The organism is Saccharothrix sp. (genome assembly GCF_031180885.1).
In the GTDB taxonomy this organism is placed as follows: Bacteria; Actinomycetota; Actinomycetes; order Mycobacteriales; family Pseudonocardiaceae; genus Actinosynnema.
This window is the reverse complement of the sequence record NZ_JAPSLK010000016.1, coordinates 126,790-146,063: the sequence shown is the minus strand read 5'-3', so window position 1 is coordinate 146,063 and position 19,274 is coordinate 126,790. Positions and strand designations below refer to the sequence as shown.

Below are 19,274 nucleotides of genomic sequence, written 5' to 3'. Positions count from 1 at the left end.
ACAGCGGTCACATCCGCGCCGAGCGGTACGTCAGCCAGACGTAACCCAACTCGGAAGGAAACACCGCAATGTCGAACACCTCGCGCCTGGCCAACCCGCAGGACCTCGTCCCGGCCCTGAAGGACATCTCCAAGGCGCTGTTCACCGCGACCGGCACCGGCCCGCTGCCGCGCACGACGATCGGCCTGATCCAGTTGCGGGCCGGGCAGATCGTCGGCAACACCTATCTGACCGTCCTGCACACCACCAACCTCCGCCGCGCCGGCGACACGGAGGAGCGCATCACCGGCGTCGCGACCTGGCGGGACGCGCCGTACTACACGCCGGCCGAGCGCGCCGCCCTGGCCTTGGTCGAGGCCGTCCTCCAGCCGTCCACGCAGGGCGAGCGCGTGCCCGACGCGCTGTACGCCGAGGTGGCCGAGCACTACGACGACGAGGGCATCGCCGCACTGGCCGTCGCCATCGGCCAGGTCAACTTCTTCGTGCCCCTGGCCCTGATCGGCAAGCCGCTCCCGGGCGTCTCTCCCGCAGAGCAGTGGAACAAGTCCTGATCGTCCACATTAGACATTTTGCCAAAATGATCCCCGATGGACCAAACCGCTCGGCGGGCGGGGTTCGCTCCAGCCCTCCTCGCCGCCACCCAGTTCGTGCTCGTACTGGACGCATCGATCGTCGGCGTGGCCCTGCCGTCGATCGGTGCAGCCCTTGACTTCACCCCCGACGGCCTGTCCTGGGTCGCCAACGCCTACGTGCTGGCGTTCGGCGGCCTTCTCCTCCTGGGCGGCCGAGCCGCAGACCTCCTTGGCCGCCGCCGGATGTACATGACCGGCATGGCCCTGTTCACTGCCGCTTCGCTGCTGGGTGCCTTGTCCCCCAACGCCTTCGTCACCAACACGGTCGGCGCGACCACCGGCGGCACTCCGTCCCAAGCGGGCCTGACGTCCGGCATCTTCACCACAGCCCAACAATTCGGCGGCTCGTTGGGCCTGGCCATCGCCGTAACCACCGCCACCGCCACAACCGGCACCGCCACCCCACCGCTTTGGCCAACGGCTACCAATCAGCCCTGACGGCAGCCGCCTCAACCGCCCTAGCCGCCGCCCTCCTGACCCTCCTCCTAATCCCCCTCCACACCCCCACCCCCCACCACACCCGGCCTCGTCACCACCTGACCCCGCGACGAGAGCCCAACACACCGGGTTCCCGTCGCCGGGCCCACGCAGCCACCCTTGGCACTGCGCCGAGGACTCTTACTTCCCCACCGGCCGAGCCCTCTCAACCTCCTCCGCCCCCACAACGTCCCCCACCCCGCGCAACCCAGCCACAACCCCGTCGATGTCCGCCCCAGACCGGTTCTGACTGAGCTTCCACTTCCCCTCAACCCGAGAAACCACAACCTCAACACCGACAACCGCCCGCAACTGCCCCTCCACGAACCCAGCAGGCGCGTCGTCCACCGACCACCCGCCGGCTCCTTCGTGCCTCTCGGTCAACTCCCGAACAACCCGCCCCACCCAGACCGGGTCGTCATGGAACCGAACTTTTCCGTAGACATGGGCAGTGACGTAGTTCCAAGTAGGCACAACGCGTCCGTGCTCAGCCTTGGTCGCATACCAGGACGGCGACACATAACTGTCGCTCCCATGCACGATCAGCAACCCTTCCCCAACCACCCCCGACTTCCACTGCTCGTTGTTCCGAGCAAGGTGGCCCCGCAACACCCTTGCCTCCTCGTCGAACACGAAGGGCAAGAACGTAGCCACCACCCCAGCCCCAGTGGCAGTGATCAAATCCCCCACCCCACGCCGCACCAACAACTCCCGCACGGCGTCATCCCCAACAGCAAAATGCCCAGGCACATACACCCCACCACCTTCCCCCAGTAAAGTGGCCTCCCCAAATATCCACCCGGACCTCATCCCAAAGGTCCACTTACCCTCGACCCTCACCCCATCGAGCGACCGTCGCCCACAACCACCGTCCGTCGCAAACAACTAACATGCCCTCGTGACCGGCCCGCACCCCGCACCACCACAGCCGCCCCTCCCCCCGACGTCTTCCTCTCCTCGATCACCCACGCCCGGCAAGGCACCCCCGAGGCGGAAGCCATCCAACGCCGCCTCGCCGAACACCTCCGCCACTAGCGCGGTCCGCTGCACACACCGGACGTCTCACGCCACACCTGCGCTAATGACGTGCTCGATCCCCTAACCCGAAAGGGGAATTCCCGAGTGGCCGAGGACGAACCCTCACCGAGACCAAACCCCGCCGAGACGCACGGCTACACCACCCACCGCCGCCCCTTAACCGTCCTCCACGCACGAACCCTGAACGACATCCGCACCATCGCCCACTTCACGTCGAAACACGACCTACCACCCGCAAACCGCCATCCCACCAACGGAAAAGCCCACACCCCCACCGGCGTGATCCTCACCATGACCACCCTGACCCCGATCCGAGACCCCCACAACCACCACGCGACAATCCCCGCCGGCACCCGCTGGAGCGAGATCCTCAACCCACCCTGGCACAACCCCTGACCACAAGAAGTGGCCCTCCCGGGTGGTCGCTGCCAAAGAGTTCGACGGCGGCGCCGGGATCTTCGGCACCGCCGTCGGGTTGCGAACAGGGGGTCAGCTCCCGGACTTGATCGCCGCAGCCAGGAGGGAGCACGGATTGGCCCCGCCGTCGATGCCGCTGTTGACGACGAGAGAGGCCTCGACGTTGCCGGGGAACAACGCTCCGGCGAGATCCACCCCGACGTGGACTGCGAGGCCCAAGCCCGCCTGCTGCTGGCACTGATGCAGGGCCTACACGTCCTAGCCCGCGCCGAACCCAACCCCCACCGCCCAACCGACACCATCACCGCCGCCCTAACCCCACTGGCCGCCCCATCACGTCGCGCCTCAAGCTGACGAACGGCGAACACAGCCCCGGCACGGCGCCACTCAGGATGACGCCCGACCACCGCCGGAACGGCAACTGGCACAACCAGCCGTAGACGGCCGGAAACACGAGTAAGGCCCTTGACCGCGTTCGCGCTGGTCAAGGGCCTTTTCGTAATGATCAACCTGGGTGCCCCCGGCAGGATTCGAACCTGCGCACCCGCCTCCGGAGGGCGGTGCTCTATCCCCTGAGCTACGGGGGCCGTAGCTACGGGGGGAAGCTTAGCAGGAGTGTCGGGGCGGGTTCGCAACCCCCTACCCTCCTGGGTGTGGATCCGGCAGTGGAGCGGTTCGTGCGGCGCGGTGACCTGCGGGTTCGGGTGGTTGAGGGTGGGGTGCGCGGGGCGGCTGTGGTGCTGTTGGTGCACGGGTACCCGGATGACTCGCGGGTGTGGGACGGGGTCGTCGAGCGGCTGGTGGAGCGGTACCGGGTTGTTCGGGTTGATCTTCGGGGGGCCGGTGGGTCGGGGGCGCCTGCGGAGCGGGGTGGGTACCGGGTGGCCGAGGTGGTTGACGACCTGGTTGCGGTTGTCGAGGGGGCCGGGGCGGTGCACCTCGTGGGGCATGACTGGGGGTCGGTGATCGGGTGGGCGGCGGTTGCGCGGTATCCGCACGTGTTTCGGTCGTTTGTGTCAATCTCTGGGCCTGATCTGGGGCATGTGCGGGACTGGGTGCGGAGGAACTGGCATCGGAGGCCGGGGAAGGTTTTGGGGACGTTGGGCCGGTCCTGGTACATCGGTGGGTTTCTGGTGCCGGGGGTGGCCGAGGGCTTGTGGCGGGTGCCGTGGGTTCGGAGGCGGGTGGGGGCCGGGCATCGGGAGCTGGTCAACGGGTTGGAGTTGTATCGGGCCAATCTGGGGGCAAGAGCTGAAGCGCGCAGGGTGACCGTGCCGGTGCATCAGATCGAGTTGACGGAAGACCCGTTTGTAAGGGCTGGGCACCTTGAGGCGGCGGAGAAGTGGACGGATGAACTCTCGCGGTCTCGGCTTGTGGCGGGGCATTGGGCGCCGCGGACGCATCCGGAGCAGGTGGCGCGGGTGATCGAGGACTTCGTGGAAGGGAGGCAGCGGCGGGAGGTCGTGGTTGTCACGGGGGGCGCGAGTGGGATTGGGCGGGCCTCCGCGTTGCGGTTCGCGCGCGATGGGGCGTTTGTGGTGGTGCTTGATGTGGACTTGGAGGGAGCGGAGAGGACGGCCGCTGAGGTCGGTGGGGTGGGGTATCGGCTGGATGTGGCCGACGGTGCGGCTACGCATGCCCTCGCGCGGGAGGTCGTCCACAAGCACGGGGTGCCGGATGTGGTGATGGCCAACGCGGGGATCGCGGTGGCGGGCACGTTTCTGGACACGTCCGAAGAGGACTGGCGGCGGGCGGTCGACGTCAACCTGTGGGGTGTCGTGCACACGCTGCGGGCGTTCGCGCCGTACATGGTCGAGCGGGGACAAGGAGGGAACCTCGTGGTCACCGCCTCGGCAGCGGGCTACTTCCCGATGGTCTCCCTTCCGGCCTACTCGACCACCAAAGCGGCGGTGTTGATGTTGGCGCAGTGCCTGGACGCGGAGCTGCGCAAGCACCGGATCCGGGTGAGCGCGATCTGCCCCGGAGTGGTGGACACCAACATCGCGGCGACCACCCGGTTCGCCGGGGCGGATGACGCCCAGCAGGCCGAGAAGAGGAAGAAGGCGGCGAAGGCGTACCGGTTGCGGGGGTACACCGCGGACAGGGTGGCCGAGCAGGTGGTGCAGGCGGTCCGGACTGGAAGGGCGGTGGTGCCGGTCACGCCCGAGGCCAGGTTCGTACAGGTCGCGAACCGGATCGCACCCTCACTGGTCCGGCTGCTGGGAAGGTTCACCTGAGCCCGGTTGCACTCATGCGCATGTGACTATATGTTCCAAACCATGGGTCATGGTCACGGCCACGGGTCAGCGAGCGCGCAGCACCTCGGCAAGCTGTGGGTCGCGTTCGGCATCGGCGCGGCGTTCATGGTGGTCGAGTTCGTCGTCGGCTTCGCCACGCAATCGCTTGCGGTCATCTCCGACGCCGCGCACATGCTCACCGACGTCCTGGGCGTCGGCATGGCGCTCACCGCGATCCTCCTCGCCCGCCGGGCCAAGATCAGCGGCAGCCGGACGTTCGGCATGTACCGGGCCGAGGTCCTGGCCGCGCTGGCCAACGCCGTGCTGCTGTTCGGGGTCGCCGGTTATGTCGTCTTCGAGGCCGTGGGGCGGTTCGGCAACCCGCCGGAGGTGCCCGGCCTGCCGGTGGTGCTGGTCGCGGTGGGCGGTCTGCTCGCCAACCTCGTCTCGTTCCTCCTGCTGCGCGACGGCGCGAAGGACAGCATCAACGTCCGCGGCGCGTACCTGGAGGTCCTGGCCGACCTCGTCGGCTCGGTCGGCGTGCTCATCAGCGGCGCGCTGATGCTGATCTTCGGGTGGCGCTACGCCGACCCGATCATGGGTGTCGCGATCGGCCTGTTCGTACTCCCCCGCACGTGGAAGCTGGCGGCGGGCGCGCTGCGCATCCTGTTCCAGCACGCCCCCGCGCGGGTCGACGTCGCCGCGATGCAGACCGACCTGGGCGACCTGCCCGGCGTCGAGGAGGCCCACGACCTGCACGTCTGGACGCTCACCTCGGGCATGGAGGTCGCCTCCGCCCACCTCACCACGTGCCGCGACGCCGACCCGGCGCAGGTGCTCAAGGCGGCCCAGTCGCTGCTGGTCGACCGGTACCGCATCGAGCACGCCACGCTCCAGGTCGAACCAGGAGACTCCGCGGAACGCTGCCGCGAAATCTCCTGGTGACGACCCTCCGATCGGTGGCGCCCTCCGAACGGTGGCGCCCACCGGACGGTGACGCCCACCGGACGGTGACGCCCACCGGACGGTGACGACCTCCGAACGGTGACGACCGTCTAGAACGCCGAGCACTGGCCGGACTTCGGCCCCCGCACGTCGTTCGCCCACCCGTTGTCGACCGGCGGCGGGCTGCTGGTCCCGCAGGACAGCGGTCCGCCGACGGTGTTGCCCGCGACCACCGTGCCGCCGCGGTTGCCGACCAGGTTGACCGGCCCGCCCACGGTGGTCCGCTCCAGCGACACCTCGCCCGACGCGCCGGTCACGGTCACCGGCCCGCCCACCGAGGTCTCCACCAGCACCACGGCCGCCGCGCCGGACGCGGACACGGGACCCTCCAGCCGCGCGCCGAACGCGTACAGCGACGCGCCCTCGGCCACGGTCACCGGCCCGGTCACCGAACCGCCGTCCACGCACACCACGCCCTCGACCCGCAGCGGCCCGGCGTGCTCGCCGGTGATGGTGGACGTGCACGTCACGAACGGCTTGGCGAGCAGTTCCACCTCGGCCACCGACACCGCGCCGGGGAACTCCAGCCGGTAGTGCTGGTAGTGCCCGGCCCGAGCGATCTTGAACGCGCGGGTCTGCTGCCGGTGCGCGTACGTCACACCGGACCGTTCGTCCACAGTGGACCAGTTCTTGCCGTCGTACGAACCCTTCAGCACCCACGACGACGGGTCACCGGACCCCTTTCCGGACGTCAGCGTGTAGAACTCGGCCTTCTCCTTCTTGTCCTTGAGGTCCACCTGGAGCCAGGACAGGCTGCCGGCCGTCTGGGACGAATTGTCCAGCACTGCGGCCGGAGCACCCGTGACGACCGAAGCAGAAGTCACGTCCCGCAGCGGCTTGGGCGGCTCGTTCCCGCTGGTCAACGACGGTGGCGCGGCGTCCGCACCGGTGGCCCACCGCGACGGCGAGGACCCCATCTCGAAGTCGAGCGTGCCACCGGAGGCGATGGCCGAGTGCGGCAGGTACGCCTTGTCCCACGCCTTCCCGTTGACCTTCAACGACTGCACGTAGATGTTGCGCGCGCTGTTGTTCGGCGCGTTCACCACCAACGTGGAGCCGTTCTCCAGGTGCACGGTCGCCTTCTTGAACAACGGCGACCCGATCGCGTACGTGGAGTTGCCCATCTGCAACGGGTAGAAGCCCAGCGCGCTGAACAGCCACCACGCCGACTGCTCACCGTTGTCCTCGTCACCGGGGTAACCCTGCCCGATGTCGCTGCCGATGTAGAGCCGCGACAGGATCTCCCGCACCTTCTCCTGCGTCTTCCACGGCTGCCCGGCGTAGTCGTACATGTAGGTGATGTGGTGGGACACCTGGTTGCTGTGCCCCAACTGCCCCATCCGCACGTCCCGCGCCTCGGTCATCTCGTGGATGACACCGCCGTAGGAACCCGGGAACTTCGCGGTCTCCGGCGTCGCGAAGAACTCGTCGAGCTTCGACGCCAAGCCCTCCCGACCGCCGTACAGGTTGGCCAGGCCCTGGCCGTCGTGCGGCACCGAGAACGCCATGTTCCAGCCGTCGGTCTCGGTGTAGTCGTGGCCCCATTCGCGCGGGTCGTAGTGCTCGGGCGACTCGCGCCACGTGCCGTCGGGCTTGCGGCCCTGGAAGAACTTCGTGGCCGGGTCGAACATGTGGATGTAGTTCTGCGCCCGGTTCGCGAAGTACTCGCTCTGCGCCAGGTATTCCGCGTCACCGGTCTCCTGGTACAGCGCCTTCGCCATGTTGGCGATGCCGTAGTCGTTGACGTAACCCTCGATCGCCCACGACATGCCCTCGCCGGTGGCGGTGGACGTGTAGCCGAGGAAGATCGAGGTGTCCAGGCCCTTCCGGCCGACGCCCGCGTTCGGCGGCGCGACGGTCGCGTTCTTCACCGCCGCGTCGAACGCCGCCTTGACGTCGAAGTCCTTGACGCCCTTGACGTACGCGTCCGCGAAGGCCACGTCGGAGCTGGTGCCGGTCATCAGGTTGGCGTAGCCGGGCGACGACCAGCGGGCGACCCAGCCGCCGTCCCGGTACTGCTGCACGAACCCGTCCGCCAGTTCACCTGCTTTTCGAGGCGTGAACAGGCTGTACGCGGGCCAGGTGGTGCGGTAGGTGTCCCAGAACCCGTTGTTGACGTAGATCTTGCCGTCCACGACCTTCGCGCCCGTTCGAGTGGGTGTCGACGGGCCGGCGGGCTGCACGGGCGAGGCGTACTGGTACTTCGGGTTCTCGGCGGTGCCGACGTTCTCGAAGCCCGAGTTCGGGTACAGGTAGAGCCGGTAGAGGTTGGAGTACAGGGTGGTGAGCTGGTCCTCGGTGGCGCCCTCGACCTCGATCATGCCCAGGACCTCGTCCCACGCCTGCTGGGCGCGGTCGCGCACCGACTCGAAGGTGTCCGAAGTGGACACCTCCAGCTCCAGGTTGCGGCGCGCCTGGTCGACGCCCAGCAACGAGGTGGCGATGCGCAGCTCGACCGTCTTGTCCGACGACGTGTCGAACTGGAGGTAGCCCGCCACGTTGTCCCGGCCGACGCCGGTCAGCCTGCCGCTCGCGGTCACCGGCCGGTTGACCTTGCCGTACACGAACAGACGGGTGGCGCCGGTGGACAGGCCGCTCTTGACGTCCGAGAACCCGGTCACGACGCCGTTCGCCGCGTCCAGGGTCAGGCCGCCGCTGTTGTTGACGTTGTCGAACACCAGGTTCGACGTGTCGCCGGTGAAGGTGAAGCGGAACACGGCGGCGTGGTCGGTCGGCGCGATCTCGGTGCGCATCCCGTTCTCGAACCTCACGCCGTAGTAGTGCGCCTGCGCGGTCTCGTTCTCGTGCCGGAACGGCAACGCCCGCATCGCGCGGTCGGCGGTGGGGGTGCCGGTGGACGGCATGACCTGGAAGGTCTGCCGGTCGCCCATCCACGGGCTGGGCTCGTGGCTGGCGGTGAACGCCTGGAGCGTCGGCAGGTTGTCCCGGTTGTTGGCCTTGGCGTACTCGTAGAGCCAGCTGATCGAGCCCGCGTTGGTCATCGGGGACCAGAAGTTGAACCCGTGCGGCACGGCGGTGGCCGGGAAGTTGTTGCCGCGCGAGAAGCTGCCGCTGGAGTTGGTGCCCCGGGTGGTCAGGACGTGGTCGGACGGGCGTGGCTTGTCGACCGTCGCCGGCGCGGACTTCACCGCGATGTCGTCGAGCCAGCCGTTGAACGCGGCCGGGCCGCGCGGGTTGTCGTACGCCACCAGGATGCGCTTGATCGTCTTGCCCGCCGCGACCTTCCCGATCACGGACGCGACCCGGTTCCACTGGTTGGTGTACAAGGACTTCGCCGCGCCCTGGCCGCGCGGGGACAGCTCGAACCCGTGCTGGTCGCGCGCGCCGAGGTCGGACAGGTAGGTGCCGTCCGAGAACGCGAGGTCCAGTGCGACGTGGGTGCTCGGGTAGTTCAGGTCGTCGGTGATGAACGACGGGAACACGAGGTAGGACAGCTCGGTCGTGTCGGTGACCGGGATGTCGACCTCGAACACCTTGTTGTACGAGTAGCCGCGCTCGGCGGCGACGTGGGTGCCCTGGTAGCGCAGGGCTTTCACGCCGGTGAAGCCCATGCCCGCCTTCGCGTTGTACCCACCGTTGGCCCCCTTGCCGACCGTGGTGCGCATGTTCTGCGCGGGCGGGGTGGTGGAGCCGTCGGAGAACTGGACCTCGGCGAGCTGGATCAGGCCGACGCCGCCGTAGTTGGCGCTGATGTCGAGCTGGTAGAGGCGGAACGCCTCGGTGTTGGTGGTGTCGTAGGTCTTGGTCTGGAAGCGTTCGGTGAACGCCTCGCCGGTGCGGGTGTCGACCGTGGTCCAGGTCGAGCCGTCGTTGGACCCGCGCAGGGTCCAGTCCTTCGGGTCGCGCTCGGGGGCGTCGTTGGCGGAGGTCATCGCGTACCGCTTGACCGCCACCGGTTCCGGGAAGGTGAACCGGACCCAGCCGGTGCGGGTGAAGGTCAGCCACTTCGACGCGGTGTTGCCGTCGACGAGGTTCTCCTTGACCTCACCGGCTTCCACGTACTCGGAGTTGGCCGCCACGTCGACGATCCGGTCGGTGACGTTGCCCGGGATGCCGGTCGAGTCGGAACCGTTGACGCCCGAGGTCTTCGGGGCGCCGTCGGGACCGGTCTCCACGGTGCTCGCCCACTTGGGCTGCGGCTGCCCGTCCTCGAACGACGTGGCGAACAGGGTCTCGCTCACGGCTGGCTCCCCCGGTGCGGCGGTCGCTGGGGACCAGCCTCCCACGGACCCCGCGGCCAGCGCAGCGGTCATCAGGATGACCAGGGATCTCCGACTTCGTCGCATGTGCCTCATCGCGCACGCCTCTCGCCTTGACTGACCTTGACCCGCCTCGGGCTCGCCTTTGTCGCCGGCCGAACTCGCCGGTCAGGGAAACGGCCCGCTGACATCGTTGTCAAGACTGATCACCCGGCTTGTCCACAAGCCTGTCCGGTTGTTGCTCCACCCGATCTAGACTCACTCGCTGTGACGGTCCGGAAGTCCCCTCAGGTGGGCACCCCCGCGGGCATGCGCGTGCTGAACCAGCGGGCGGTGCTGGACCGGCTGCGCCGCGGCGGTCCGGCGACCCGACCGCAGATCGCGAAGGACACCGGACTGTCCAAACCGACCGTCGGCCAGGCGCTGCTGGACCTGGAGCAGCACCGGCTGGTGCGCCCCATCGGCCGCACGACGGCCGGGCCGGGGCGGTCGGCGATGGTGTACGAGGTGAACCCGGCGGCCGGGCACGTGCTGGGGGTGGACATCGGGCGGCAGCGCATCCGGGTCGCGGTGGCGGACCTGGCCGGGTCGGTGATCGCGCGGGTCGACGAGCGCAACCGGTGCCGGACGGCGGGTGCGCTGGTGCGGACGGTGCGGGACCTGGCGGTGCGGACGGTGTCGGACGCCGGGTTGTCGTTGGACGAGATGGTGGTGAAGGTCGTCGGGACGCCGGGCGTGCCGCGCGACCGGACGCTGCTGCACGCGCCGAACCTGCCGGGGTGGGAGCGGCCCGGGTTGCTGGACGAGCTGGAGACCCTGCTGGGGCCGGACCTGGTGGTGGAGAACGACGCGAACCTGGCGGCGGTGGGTGAGCGGGCGTACGGGGCGGCGCGGGGCGTGGACGTGTTCGTGCACGTGACCGTCGGGACCGGGATCGGCATGGGGATCGTGGTGGACGGGCAGTTGTTCCGGGGGGCGCACGGGGCGGCGGGTGAGGTGGGGTACTTGCCATATCCGTCCGATGTGGACAGTACCGGTGGTGCGGGTGCTGTTGGCGGTGCGGGTGGCGTGGGGGCTGCGGGCAGTGCGGGTGGTGTGGGCAGTTCGCGGGGGCGGTTGGAGTCGGCGGTGGCGGCGGAGGCCGTGGTCGAGGCGGCTCGGTCGGCCGGGTTGGGCGTGAAGTCGGCGCGGGACGTGTTCGCGTTGGCGCGTGGTGGGGATCCGAAGGCGTTGGACGTCGTGCGGGACGAGGCCGAGCGGTTGGCGTTCGTGGTGGCGTCGGTCGCGGCGGTGATCGATCCCGAGTTGGTGGTGCTGGGTGGCGGGATCGGCGGCAACACCGATCTGCTGGGGCCGCCGCTGGCGGAGGCGCTGGGCCGGCTGACGCCGTTGGCGCCCCGGATCGCGGCGGGCGAGCTGGGTGACGGGGCGGTGCTCAGCGGTGCGGTCGCGATGGGCTTGGCGGCGGCCCGCGATCTTGTGTTCGACCGGCGAGGTGCCGTTACTCTCTGAGAGTAGTCGAGCGCCCCTCACCTGGTAATTCACTCAATTGTCGTAGGTGTCAACTGGACAGTAGTGGCATAGCGTTACCACACCTCCTCCTGGAGGGTGTGTGTCCTTCCGTTGTTGCAAAGGGGAGTCGGACGGGGAGTACGGGGGACGTGGTCCCCTTCCGGCCGTACACGGGGCAGGTGCCGCGCCCGCAAACACCTGCCCCGTGTGACAACGGACCGTGCGCCACCCCGCCCTGAGCCGCCGCCCCAACGGCTCAGGGCCGGCCCGCGCCTTCCTTGCCACGTAAGTGAGTTCCTTTCGCGTTGGGTGTTCCGCCGTGCTCGTGGGTGGATGAGCCCTGCTCGTGGGTGGATGAAGTCTTCTCACGTTGGGCGTCCGCGGGGTGGATGAGGTCATCTCGCGTTGGGCATTGCGCGGGGTGGACGAGGTCATCTCGCGTTGGGCGTTCCGCCCGTCCACCCCCTCCCAGGCCCCCTGGCACAAGCCGGGCGCGCGGTGCGCGCCAAGCGCGCTTCGCGCGCAGACCCGAGCGCTGCGCGCTCGGGTCGCACGGCCCGGCGGAGCCGGGCCGTGCCGGCCGCCGCAGGCGGCCCCGCCGAAGGCGGGTGCTTTTGGTGGCTTTAGCGAGGTGGCCTGGGTGGGGGTGGGCGGGCGGAACGCCCGACGTGACACGGCGAAGGGCCGGCGCGAACGCCCAACGCGAGACGAAGAAGGGCAGGCAGGAACCCGAAGTGAGATACCCCGCTCGACCTGCGGTTATGGCCTAGGCGTCGGCCGGTGCACGTTCTCCGCAGTCGAGGCGTGGTGCGTCGAATCCGCGATCCACGGCCCCGGAGTCGACGGATCCAGCACCCCCTCCTCCAACCACGTGAACCGCCCCTCCAACACGTGCCGCGCCAACACCACATCGGACTCGTCCGCGTTGGTCCACAAGCGCTCGAACAACTCGTCCACCCGAACGCGAGACTGCTTCGCGAAAGCGTCCGCCAACTCCACCGCGCGGTCCCCGTCCGCCGCCGCCTTCACGCACGACGCACTGATGGCGAACAGCTCCGCCCCGATGTCCACCACCCGCGCCAGGAACCGCTGCTTCCGCTCCATCCGCCCCTGCCACCGCGACATCGCGTAGAACGTGTGCCGCGCCAGCTTCCGGCTCGACCGCTCCACGAACCGCAAGTGCGTCGCGAGTGGACCAAACTCCCCGTACGCCTTGGGCACCTGCCCCCGCCCCACCACCAGGGTCGGCAGCCACTTCGCGTAGAACCCGCCCGCCCGAGCCACCGCCCGCGCCTTCGCACGACCGTCCGCCTCGGGATCGATGATGTCCCCCGCCACCGCCAGGTGCGCGTCCACCGCCTCCCGCGCGATGAGCAAGTGCATGATCTCCGTGGACCCCTCGAAGATCCGGTTGATCCGCAGATCCCGCAACAACTGCTCGGCCGGCACACCCCGCTCACCCCGCCGTGCCATCGACTCGGCCGTCTCGTACCCCCGGCCACCCCGCAGCTGCACCAGTTCGTCCGCGACCAGCCACGCCATCTCCGACCCGTACAGCTTGGCCAGCGCCGCCTCGATCCGGATGTCGTGACCACCGGCGTCGGCCAGCTCGCTCGACAGGTCCAGCACCGCCTCCAGCGCGTACGCCGTCGCCGCGATGAACGCGACCTTGCCCGCGATGGCCTCGTGCTTCCCGACCGGCAACCCCCACTGCACCCGCTCGGACGACCACTCGCGCGCGATCTTCAAGCACCACTTGGCCGCCCCCGCGCACAACGCCGGCAACGACAACCGCCCGGTGTTCAAGGTGGTCAGGGCGATCTTGAGCCCCGCCCCCTCCTTGCCGATCCGGTTCGCCTCGGGCACGTGCACCTCGTGGAACCGGGTCACCCCGTTCTCCAGGCCGCGCAGGCCCATGAACTCGTTGCGGTTCTCCACGGTGATGCCCGGCGAGTCGCCCTCGACCACGAACGCCGTGATGCCCTTGCCCGGCACCTGCGCCATCACGACCAGCAGGTCCGCGACGACACCATTCGTCGTCCACAGCTTCACTCCGTTGAGCACGTACCCGCCGTCGACCGGGGTCGCCGTCGTGCCCAGGCGGGCCGGGTCGCTGCCGACGTCCGGCTCGGTCAGCAGGAACGCGCTGATCTCGCCCGCCGCGCACCTCGGCAGGTACTCGGCCTTCTGCTCGTCCGTGCCGAACATCGCCAGCGGCTGGGGCACGCCGATCGACTGGTGCGCGGACAGCATCGCGCCCAGCGCCGGGTTGACCGACCCGACCAGCATCAGGGCGCGGTTGTAGTACACCTGGGACAGGCCCAGGCCGCCGTACTCGGGCTTGATCTTCATGCCGAACGCGCCGAGCCGCTTGAGGCCGACCAGGACCTCGTCCGGGATGAGGGCGTCGCGCTCGATCCGCGCGCCGTCGATGGTCTCGCAGTACTCGCGCAGTTCGCCGAGGAACTTCTCGCCGCGCTCGCGGTCGTCGGCGGAGCCGGAGGGGTGGGGGTGGATCAGGTCGAGGCGGAAGTGGCCGAGGAACAGCTCCCGGCCGAAGCTCGGGTGCTTCCACCTCGTCTCGCGCGCCTGCTCGGCGACCTTGCGGGCGACTCGCTCGTCCACGTGCCGGTCGGGGTCCACTGCCGTCATCACGGACCTCCCTGGAGCCGGGCTTCCCACGTTACTACCGGCGGGTAGCCCCATCCGGGTGACAGGAAACCCGGCTCCTCCACCGGATCAGGCGCAAAGGGCGGCGTGGAGGCGACCCCCACGCCGCCTGACGGATCAGCTCCAGATCGCCGCTACCCACTCGGGGTGGTCGATGAACGGGTTGCGGTTGCGCTGGTAGGTGTCGTAGATGACCTGGTTGCGGCGCTTCTCGAACGCGTCCGGCGGGTCCTGCTGGTGCCACTGGACCAGCACCGAGAGCCGGCCGTGGTACGGGGCGGTGCCGTTGTTGACGTTGTTGTTCAGCTCCAGGTTGGCGAAGCCGTCGGTGCCCTCGTACCGGACCGCCATGTAGAACAGCATCCGGGCCACATCACCCTTGACGGCGTTGCGCGGCTCCCACGAGTCGCTGTCGGTGTAGTTCCCGGGCGCCTCGGCCGCGGCGGTGCCGCCGTTGTCGAAGTCCTTGTTGCCGCGGTCGGCGTTGACCGTCACGTCCTCCGGCCGCAGGTGGTGCAGGTCGGTGCCGGGGCCGGTGGCGGTGCCGAAGTCGCCGTGGGACTTGGCCCAGACGTGCTCCCGGTTCCAGTCGTCGACGTCACCGCCGTTGAGCGTCTTGCTCTGCGACCGGCCGCTGTAGAGCAGGATGACGTTGGCCGGGTTGTTCGGGTCCTCGTCGGTGACCTTCAGCGCGTTCCACACCTGGTCGTAGGACAGCTTGGTGTTCGTGCGGATGATCTGGTGCAGCGCGGTCTTCAGCGCCGAACCGGTCTTGCCCGCCGCGTCGCGGTAGTAGTCGTCGGTCGGCGGGGCGCTGGTGGTGGTCGTGGCCGTGGTCGTCGGCGTGGTGGTGGTGCCGGCGAACGCGAAGGCCGTGGACGACGTCAGGCCGGGGTGGGCGAAGTACGCGGAGAGGGTGCCGGTGACGTCGATGCGCTTGCCCATGAGGCTGGGGTTCGTGCGCAGGCCCCACGCGGACCGGAACGCCGACGGGATCTGCACGTAGATCATCTGACTGGTGCTGGTCTGGCTCGCGGTGTCGGCGAGGGCCAGGGCGTAGTCGTTGGGGAAGTTCGACCGGACGACGGTGGTGGTGGCGGTCGGCTGGCCGACGACGTAGCCGCGCACGGTGGCGGTCGAGCCGTTCTGCTGGCTGATGGCCTGGCTGACCGTGATGGGCGTGGCCGCGCCGGAGGCGGCCGTGGACACGAGCAGGGTGGTGACGACCGCGGCCGTGGCGGTGAGTGCGCCGGCCAGTCGCCAGGTGGAGGTTCGCACGGTTGGGTGTCCTCTCCCCGATAGCGGCGTCGCAGGGTGACAGCACGCGTCAGAGGTCCTGACTGTGCGCGATCAGGTGCGGATGATCACCTCCGCAGCATCGCACGAGAATGACCACGATCGAGTGATGAGCTACTCACGGTGAAGTGGCCGGGACATGACCGGTTGGTGGGCCGCTGCTCCGTCCGGACCATGGCCGCATGCGCGTGCTGCTGCTGGTGCCGGCCCTGGTCTCGCCGCCCGCGTCGGAGCGGCTCGGGCACACGTTCGACCGGGACACCACCCAGCGCATCCACGACGTCGTGGTGGCGGGCGGGGAGCCTGCGCCGGCCGCGTTGTGCCGGCGGGTCGCGCCGGGCTGGCTGAAGCTGGGCTGCCCGACGTTCGCCGAGGTCGTGGCGGAGTACGTGGCGGACCGGCCGCCGCTGGGCCGCTGCCTGCGGGTCGACGCGCGCTTGGAGGTGCCGCCGCTGACCGCCGCCTACGTGGAGTGCGCCTAGAGTTCTCCCCGTGGAGGACCTGCTTCGATGATCGACTTCCTGGCCACGGCGCTGATCGTGCTCGCGCTGGTCTGCGCCGCCTGGGCGCTGCTGCTCGCGGTGCTGGACAAGCCGCTGACGCTGGACACCAAGCTGACCCTGGGCATCGCGGGCGCGGTGGTGCTGCTGGAGTTCGGGCTGCTGGTGCAGGCCGTGATCGGGGTCGTCAAGCTGATCGGGCTCGACCGCGACATCGCGTCCGCCACGTTCGTCGGCTACCTGATCGGGCCGGTGGTCGTGCTGCCGCTGGCCGGGTTCTGGGCCATCGCGGAACGGTCCCGGTGGGGTGCGGCGGTGCTCGTGGTGGGGTGCCTGAGCGTGCCGGTGATGATCGTGCGGCTCCAGCAGATCTGGGCGGGCCATGCCTGACACGCGGTCCGGGCCCGGGCGGCTGCTGATCGCCGTCTACGGGCTGTTCGCGGTGGCGGCGACGGCGCGGTCGGGCGTGCAGATCGCGACCCGGTTCGCCGAGGCGCCGGTGGCCTACCTGCTGTCCGCGTTCGCGGCGGTGGTGTACGTGGTGGCGACCGTGACGTTGGCGGTGGGCAGCCGGACGTCCCGGCGGGTGGCGTGGGTGTCGTGCGCGGTGGAGTTGGTCGGTGTCGTCGTAGTCGGCGCGGTGAGCTACCTGGTGCCGTCGTGGTTCCCGCAGGCGACGGTGTGGTCGCACTTCGGCAGCGGCTACCTGTTCATCCCGCTGGTGCTGCCGGTGCTGGGGCTGCTCTGGCTGCGCCGGACGGCGGCCACCGCGGTGTAGGGGTCTACTCCGCCGACTCCAGGAGGGTCCGCAGGGTGTCGGCCAGGGCGGTGCGGGCGTCCTGATCCAGGGCCGCGAGCAGGCGCCGGCCGGTGGCGAGGTGGTCGGGCAGGGCGGCGTCGACCAGGCGGCGGCCCTCGTCGGTCAGCGAGACGACGACGCCGCGGCCGTCCACCTCGCTCGGCTTGCGGGTGACCAGGCCACGGGCTTCGAGGCGGTCGAGGCGCTGGGTGATGGCGCCGGAGGTGACCATCGAGGCGCGCATCAGCTCGGTGGGCGTCAGGCAGTGCGGCGGGTCGCTGCGGCGCAGGGTGGCCAGGACGTCGAAGGACGCCCGGTCCAGGCCGTGCCGGGCGAACGTCTCGCGCTGCGCCGCCTCCACCACGCGGGCGAAGCGGTTCAGGCGGCCCAGCACGGCCATCGGGGAAACGTCCAGGTCGGGCCGCCGCGCGTGCCACTGGCTCAGGACGAGGTCGACGTGGTCTGCCACGCATCTACCTTAGCGGTGAGGCAAATCACCTGCCTGGGTAGCTTAGCGATGAGCTAGTTTGGCTTAGTGCTAAGCAACCGCCTCCTCACCGCCCTCGCCCCGGCCATCTGGGGCACCACCTACTACGTCACCACCGAGTACCTGCCGCCCGACCGGCCACTGCTGGCCGGCCTGCTGCGCGCCCTGCCCGCCGGGGTGCTGCTGGTCCTGATCACCCGGCGATTGCCCACCGGCGACTGGTGGTGGCGGTCGCTGATATTGGGCGCCTTGAACATCGGCGCGTTCCTGCCGCTGCTGTTCCTGGCCGCCTACCGCCTGCCCGGCGGGGTCGCCGCGACCGTCGGCGCGATCCAGCCGCTGTTCGTCGCCGGGTTGTCCGCCGCGCTGCTCGGCCAGCGGATGACCTTGCGGGTCGCCCTGGCGGCCGTCGCCGGTGTTGCCGGGGTCAGCCTGCTCGTGCTGCGGGCCAACGCGGCACTGGACTGGCTGGGGGTCGCCGCCGCACTGGGTGGCGCGGCCGTGATGGCGGCCGGTGTGGTGCTCAGCAAGCGGTGGCCGTCGCCCGCACCGCTGCCGGCGTCGACCGGGTGGCAACTCGTCTGGGGCGGGTTGCTGCTGGTGCCGGTGACGCTGGTGGTGGAGGGCCTGCCCGCGACGATCACCGCCCGCAACTGGGCCGGGTACGCGTACCTGGGCCTCATCGGCGCGGCGCTGTCGTACAGCTTGTGGTTCCGCGGCATCCGGTTGCTCAAGGCCACCGACGTGACGTTCCTCGGCCTGCTCAGCCCGGTCGTGGCGACGCTCGTCGGGTGGCTCGCGCTGGGTCAGGACCTGACCGTGTTGCAGGTGCTGGGCGCGGTCGTGGTGCTCGCTTCTCTGGTGGTCGCCCAAAAACAGGTCTCGCAGAAACAGGGAGGGAAGACCGATGCGGATCACGGTGTTCGGGGCGGCGGGAGCCGTCGGCAGTCGAGTGGTGACCGAAGCGCTCCGGCGAGGGCATGACGTCACCCCGGTGACCCGATCGCCCCGCGAGGGTTTCGTGGTGGCCGACGCGACCGATGTCGCGCAGGTGGCTCGGTTGGCCGGCGAGAGTGACGTCGTGATCAGCGCGACCCGGCCGGTGCCGGGGTCGGAGCGGGACCTCGTGGTCACCGCGAAGGCGCTGCTGGAGGGTGTGCGGCGCAGCGCGGCGAGACTGATCGTCGTGGGCGGGGCGGCGACCCTGCGGACGCCCAACGGGGTTCTGGTGCACGAGGAGCCCGGGTTCCCGGCGGACATCCTGCCGATCGCGCTGGCTTGTGCGGAGCAGCACGCGGTGTTCACCGAGGAGTCCGAAGTGGACTGGACGTACGCGAGCCCGCCGGCGGTGATCGAGCCCGGCGAGCGGACCGGGACCTACCGGCTGGGCCTGGACGACCTGCTGGTCGACGCCGAGGGGAAGTCGGAGATCTCGATGGAGGACTTCGCCGTCGCGCTGCTCGACGAAGTCCTCCACCAGAAGTACCGGCGGATGCGCTTCACCGCCGCTTACTAGGCGGGGAGCTGCCAGGTCTGGTTCGGGCCGTTGTGGCAGGTCCAGATGATGAGTTGGGTGGAGATGGCACCGGGGTGGGCGGTTTGCAAGGCGTCCTGCACCGCTCGGGCAGCGCGAGGCACGTCGACCGATGGTCGGACACCGGACCGCCGAAGCGGCCTGGAGGGTGAACTGGCTCGCGTGGGCGGGCAGCAGCCGCTGGAGCACCGCCGCGGCGGGCGCGGTGTCGAAGGCCGGCTGCGCGGCGGCGTGCGGGGTGGTGAGCAGGCCGGCGACCAGCGCCGACACCACGAACGTCCTGAACACGGCGGCTCCCGAGGTGGCCGGAAGTGGTTCAGACCAGCGTGGGCACCGTCACCGTGATGTCGATTACCGCTCGGAGTACTGGACCTTTGTGCACATTTGCACACCTGTTCGCGAACATGAAAAAGGGGCGGCCACCGAAGTGACCGCCCCATGAGCACAGGG

Annotated in this window: 18 protein-coding genes and 1 tRNA gene; 11 read left to right on the top strand and 8 right to left on the bottom strand. The window is 69.6% G+C overall.

The window, feature by feature from the left end; translation table 11 throughout:
- Nucleotides 1–68: 68 nt before the first annotated feature.
- Entirely contained in the window at nt 69–551 is a 483-nt protein-coding gene (locus tag RIN75_RS20655) for a carboxymuconolactone decarboxylase family protein (RefSeq protein WP_309113615.1), read from the top strand.
- A 36-nt stretch (nt 552–587) separates the two neighbouring features.
- Entirely contained in the window at nt 588–1,070 is a 483-nt protein-coding gene (locus RIN75_RS20650; RefSeq protein ID WP_309113614.1) for an MFS transporter, read from the top strand.
- Between the two features lie 180 nt (nt 1,071–1,250).
- On the opposite strand, the gene RIN75_RS20645 is transcribed toward RIN75_RS20650, so the two are convergent.
- From RIN75_RS20645 to RIN75_RS20635, 3 genes are all read right to left on the bottom strand, one after another.
- Complete coding sequence (locus RIN75_RS20645) at nt 1,251–1,919, bottom strand: FMN-binding negative transcriptional regulator (RefSeq protein WP_309113630.1); 669 nt, start codon at nt 1,917–1,919, stop codon at nt 1,251–1,253.
- Between the two features lie 717 nt (nt 1,920–2,636).
- Complete coding sequence (locus tag RIN75_RS20640; RefSeq protein ID WP_309113613.1) at nt 2,637–2,783, bottom strand: hypothetical protein; 147 nt, start codon at nt 2,781–2,783, stop codon at nt 2,637–2,639.
- A gap of 296 nt (nt 2,784–3,079) precedes the next feature.
- A tRNA-Arg gene (locus RIN75_RS20635) sits at nt 3,080–3,151 on the bottom strand.
- Here RIN75_RS20635 and RIN75_RS20630 point away from each other — a divergent pair.
- The gene (locus tag RIN75_RS20630; RefSeq protein WP_309113612.1) at nt 3,125–4,801 is read left to right on the top strand and encodes an SDR family oxidoreductase; all 1,677 of its coding nucleotides are present in this window, start codon (nt 3,125–3,127) and stop codon (nt 4,799–4,801) included. The two genes, RIN75_RS20635 and RIN75_RS20630, sit on opposite strands and share 27 nt — an antisense overlap.
- A 42-nt stretch (nt 4,802–4,843) precedes the next feature.
- Nucleotides 4,844–5,746, top strand: coding sequence for a cation diffusion facilitator family transporter (locus RIN75_RS20625; protein ID WP_309113611.1), 903 nt, complete (start codon nt 4,844–4,846; stop codon nt 5,744–5,746).
- A 110-nt stretch (nt 5,747–5,856) separates the two neighbouring features.
- Here the strand turns inward: RIN75_RS20625 and RIN75_RS20620 are convergent, their stop codons facing one another.
- The gene (locus RIN75_RS20620) at nt 5,857–10,122 is read right to left on the bottom strand and encodes a GH92 family glycosyl hydrolase (protein ID WP_375295987.1); all 4,266 of its coding nucleotides are present in this window, start codon (nt 10,120–10,122) and stop codon (nt 5,857–5,859) included.
- Between the two features lie 213 nt (nt 10,123–10,335).
- On the opposite strand from RIN75_RS20620, the gene RIN75_RS20615 reads away from it, so the two are divergent.
- Nucleotides 10,336–11,538 (top strand): ROK family protein, encoded by a 1,203-nt coding sequence (locus RIN75_RS20615; protein ID WP_375295992.1) that lies wholly within the window; start codon nt 10,336–10,338, stop codon nt 11,536–11,538.
- Between the two features lie 759 nt (nt 11,539–12,297).
- Here the strand turns inward: RIN75_RS20615 and RIN75_RS20610 are convergent.
- Nucleotides 12,298–14,190 (bottom strand): acyl-CoA dehydrogenase family protein, encoded by a 1,893-nt coding sequence (locus RIN75_RS20610; protein WP_309113608.1) that lies wholly within the window; start codon nt 14,188–14,190, stop codon nt 12,298–12,300.
- Nucleotides 14,191–14,325: 135 nt separating this feature from the next.
- A complete protein-coding gene (locus RIN75_RS44165) occupies nt 14,326–15,417 on the bottom strand; it encodes an endonuclease (protein WP_375295991.1) in 1,092 nt (363 codons plus the stop codon).
- 269 nt (nt 15,418–15,686) lie between these two features.
- Between RIN75_RS44165 and RIN75_RS20595 the strand changes: the two genes are divergently transcribed.
- Genes RIN75_RS20595 through RIN75_RS20585 form a run of 3 tightly spaced genes read left to right on the top strand, consistent with a single transcriptional unit; the run spans nt 15,687 to nt 16,782 of the window.
- The gene (locus RIN75_RS20595; protein WP_309113607.1) at nt 15,687–15,986 is read left to right on the top strand and encodes a hypothetical protein; all 300 of its coding nucleotides are present in this window, start codon (nt 15,687–15,689) and stop codon (nt 15,984–15,986) included.
- A gap of 27 nt (nt 15,987–16,013) precedes the next feature.
- Nucleotides 16,014–16,394, top strand: a complete 381-nt coding sequence (locus RIN75_RS20590) for a hypothetical protein (protein ID WP_309113606.1) — start codon at nt 16,014–16,016, stop codon at nt 16,392–16,394.
- Nucleotides 16,387–16,782, top strand: coding sequence for a hypothetical protein (locus RIN75_RS20585; RefSeq protein ID WP_309113605.1), 396 nt, complete (start codon nt 16,387–16,389; stop codon nt 16,780–16,782). The genes RIN75_RS20590 and RIN75_RS20585 overlap by 8 nt, the downstream gene beginning before the upstream one ends.
- A 4-nt stretch (nt 16,783–16,786) precedes the next feature.
- Here the strand turns inward: RIN75_RS20585 and RIN75_RS20580 are convergent, their stop codons facing one another.
- The gene (locus RIN75_RS20580; RefSeq protein WP_309113604.1) at nt 16,787–17,272 is read right to left on the bottom strand and encodes a MarR family transcriptional regulator; all 486 of its coding nucleotides are present in this window, start codon (nt 17,270–17,272) and stop codon (nt 16,787–16,789) included.
- A gap of 66 nt (nt 17,273–17,338) precedes the next feature.
- On the opposite strand from RIN75_RS20580, the gene RIN75_RS20575 reads away from it, so the two are divergent.
- Both RIN75_RS20575 and RIN75_RS20570 read left to right on the top strand, forming a co-directional pair.
- Nucleotides 17,339–18,274 carry an EamA family transporter gene (locus RIN75_RS20575; RefSeq protein WP_309113603.1) on the top strand — a complete coding sequence of 312 codons (936 nt, stop codon included), beginning with the start codon at nt 17,339–17,341 and terminating at the stop codon, nt 18,272–18,274.
- The gene (locus RIN75_RS20570; RefSeq protein ID WP_309113602.1) at nt 18,198–18,806 is read left to right on the top strand and encodes an NAD(P)H-binding protein; all 609 of its coding nucleotides are present in this window, start codon (nt 18,198–18,200) and stop codon (nt 18,804–18,806) included. The genes RIN75_RS20575 and RIN75_RS20570 overlap by 77 nt, the downstream gene beginning before the upstream one ends.
- Here RIN75_RS20570 and RIN75_RS20565 read toward each other — a convergent pair.
- A complete protein-coding gene (locus tag RIN75_RS20565) occupies nt 18,803–18,928 on the bottom strand; it encodes a hypothetical protein (RefSeq protein ID WP_309113601.1) in 126 nt (41 codons plus the stop codon). The genes RIN75_RS20570 and RIN75_RS20565 overlap by 4 nt on opposite strands.
- A 44-nt stretch (nt 18,929–18,972) precedes the next feature.
- Here RIN75_RS20565 and RIN75_RS20560 point away from each other — a divergent pair, with 44 nt between their 5' ends.
- Nucleotides 18,973–19,266: a hypothetical protein gene (locus tag RIN75_RS20560; protein WP_309113600.1), complete on the top strand. Its 294-nt coding sequence runs from the start codon at nt 18,973–18,975 to the stop codon at nt 19,264–19,266.
- The last annotated feature ends 8 nt before the right edge of the window (nt 19,267–19,274 follow it).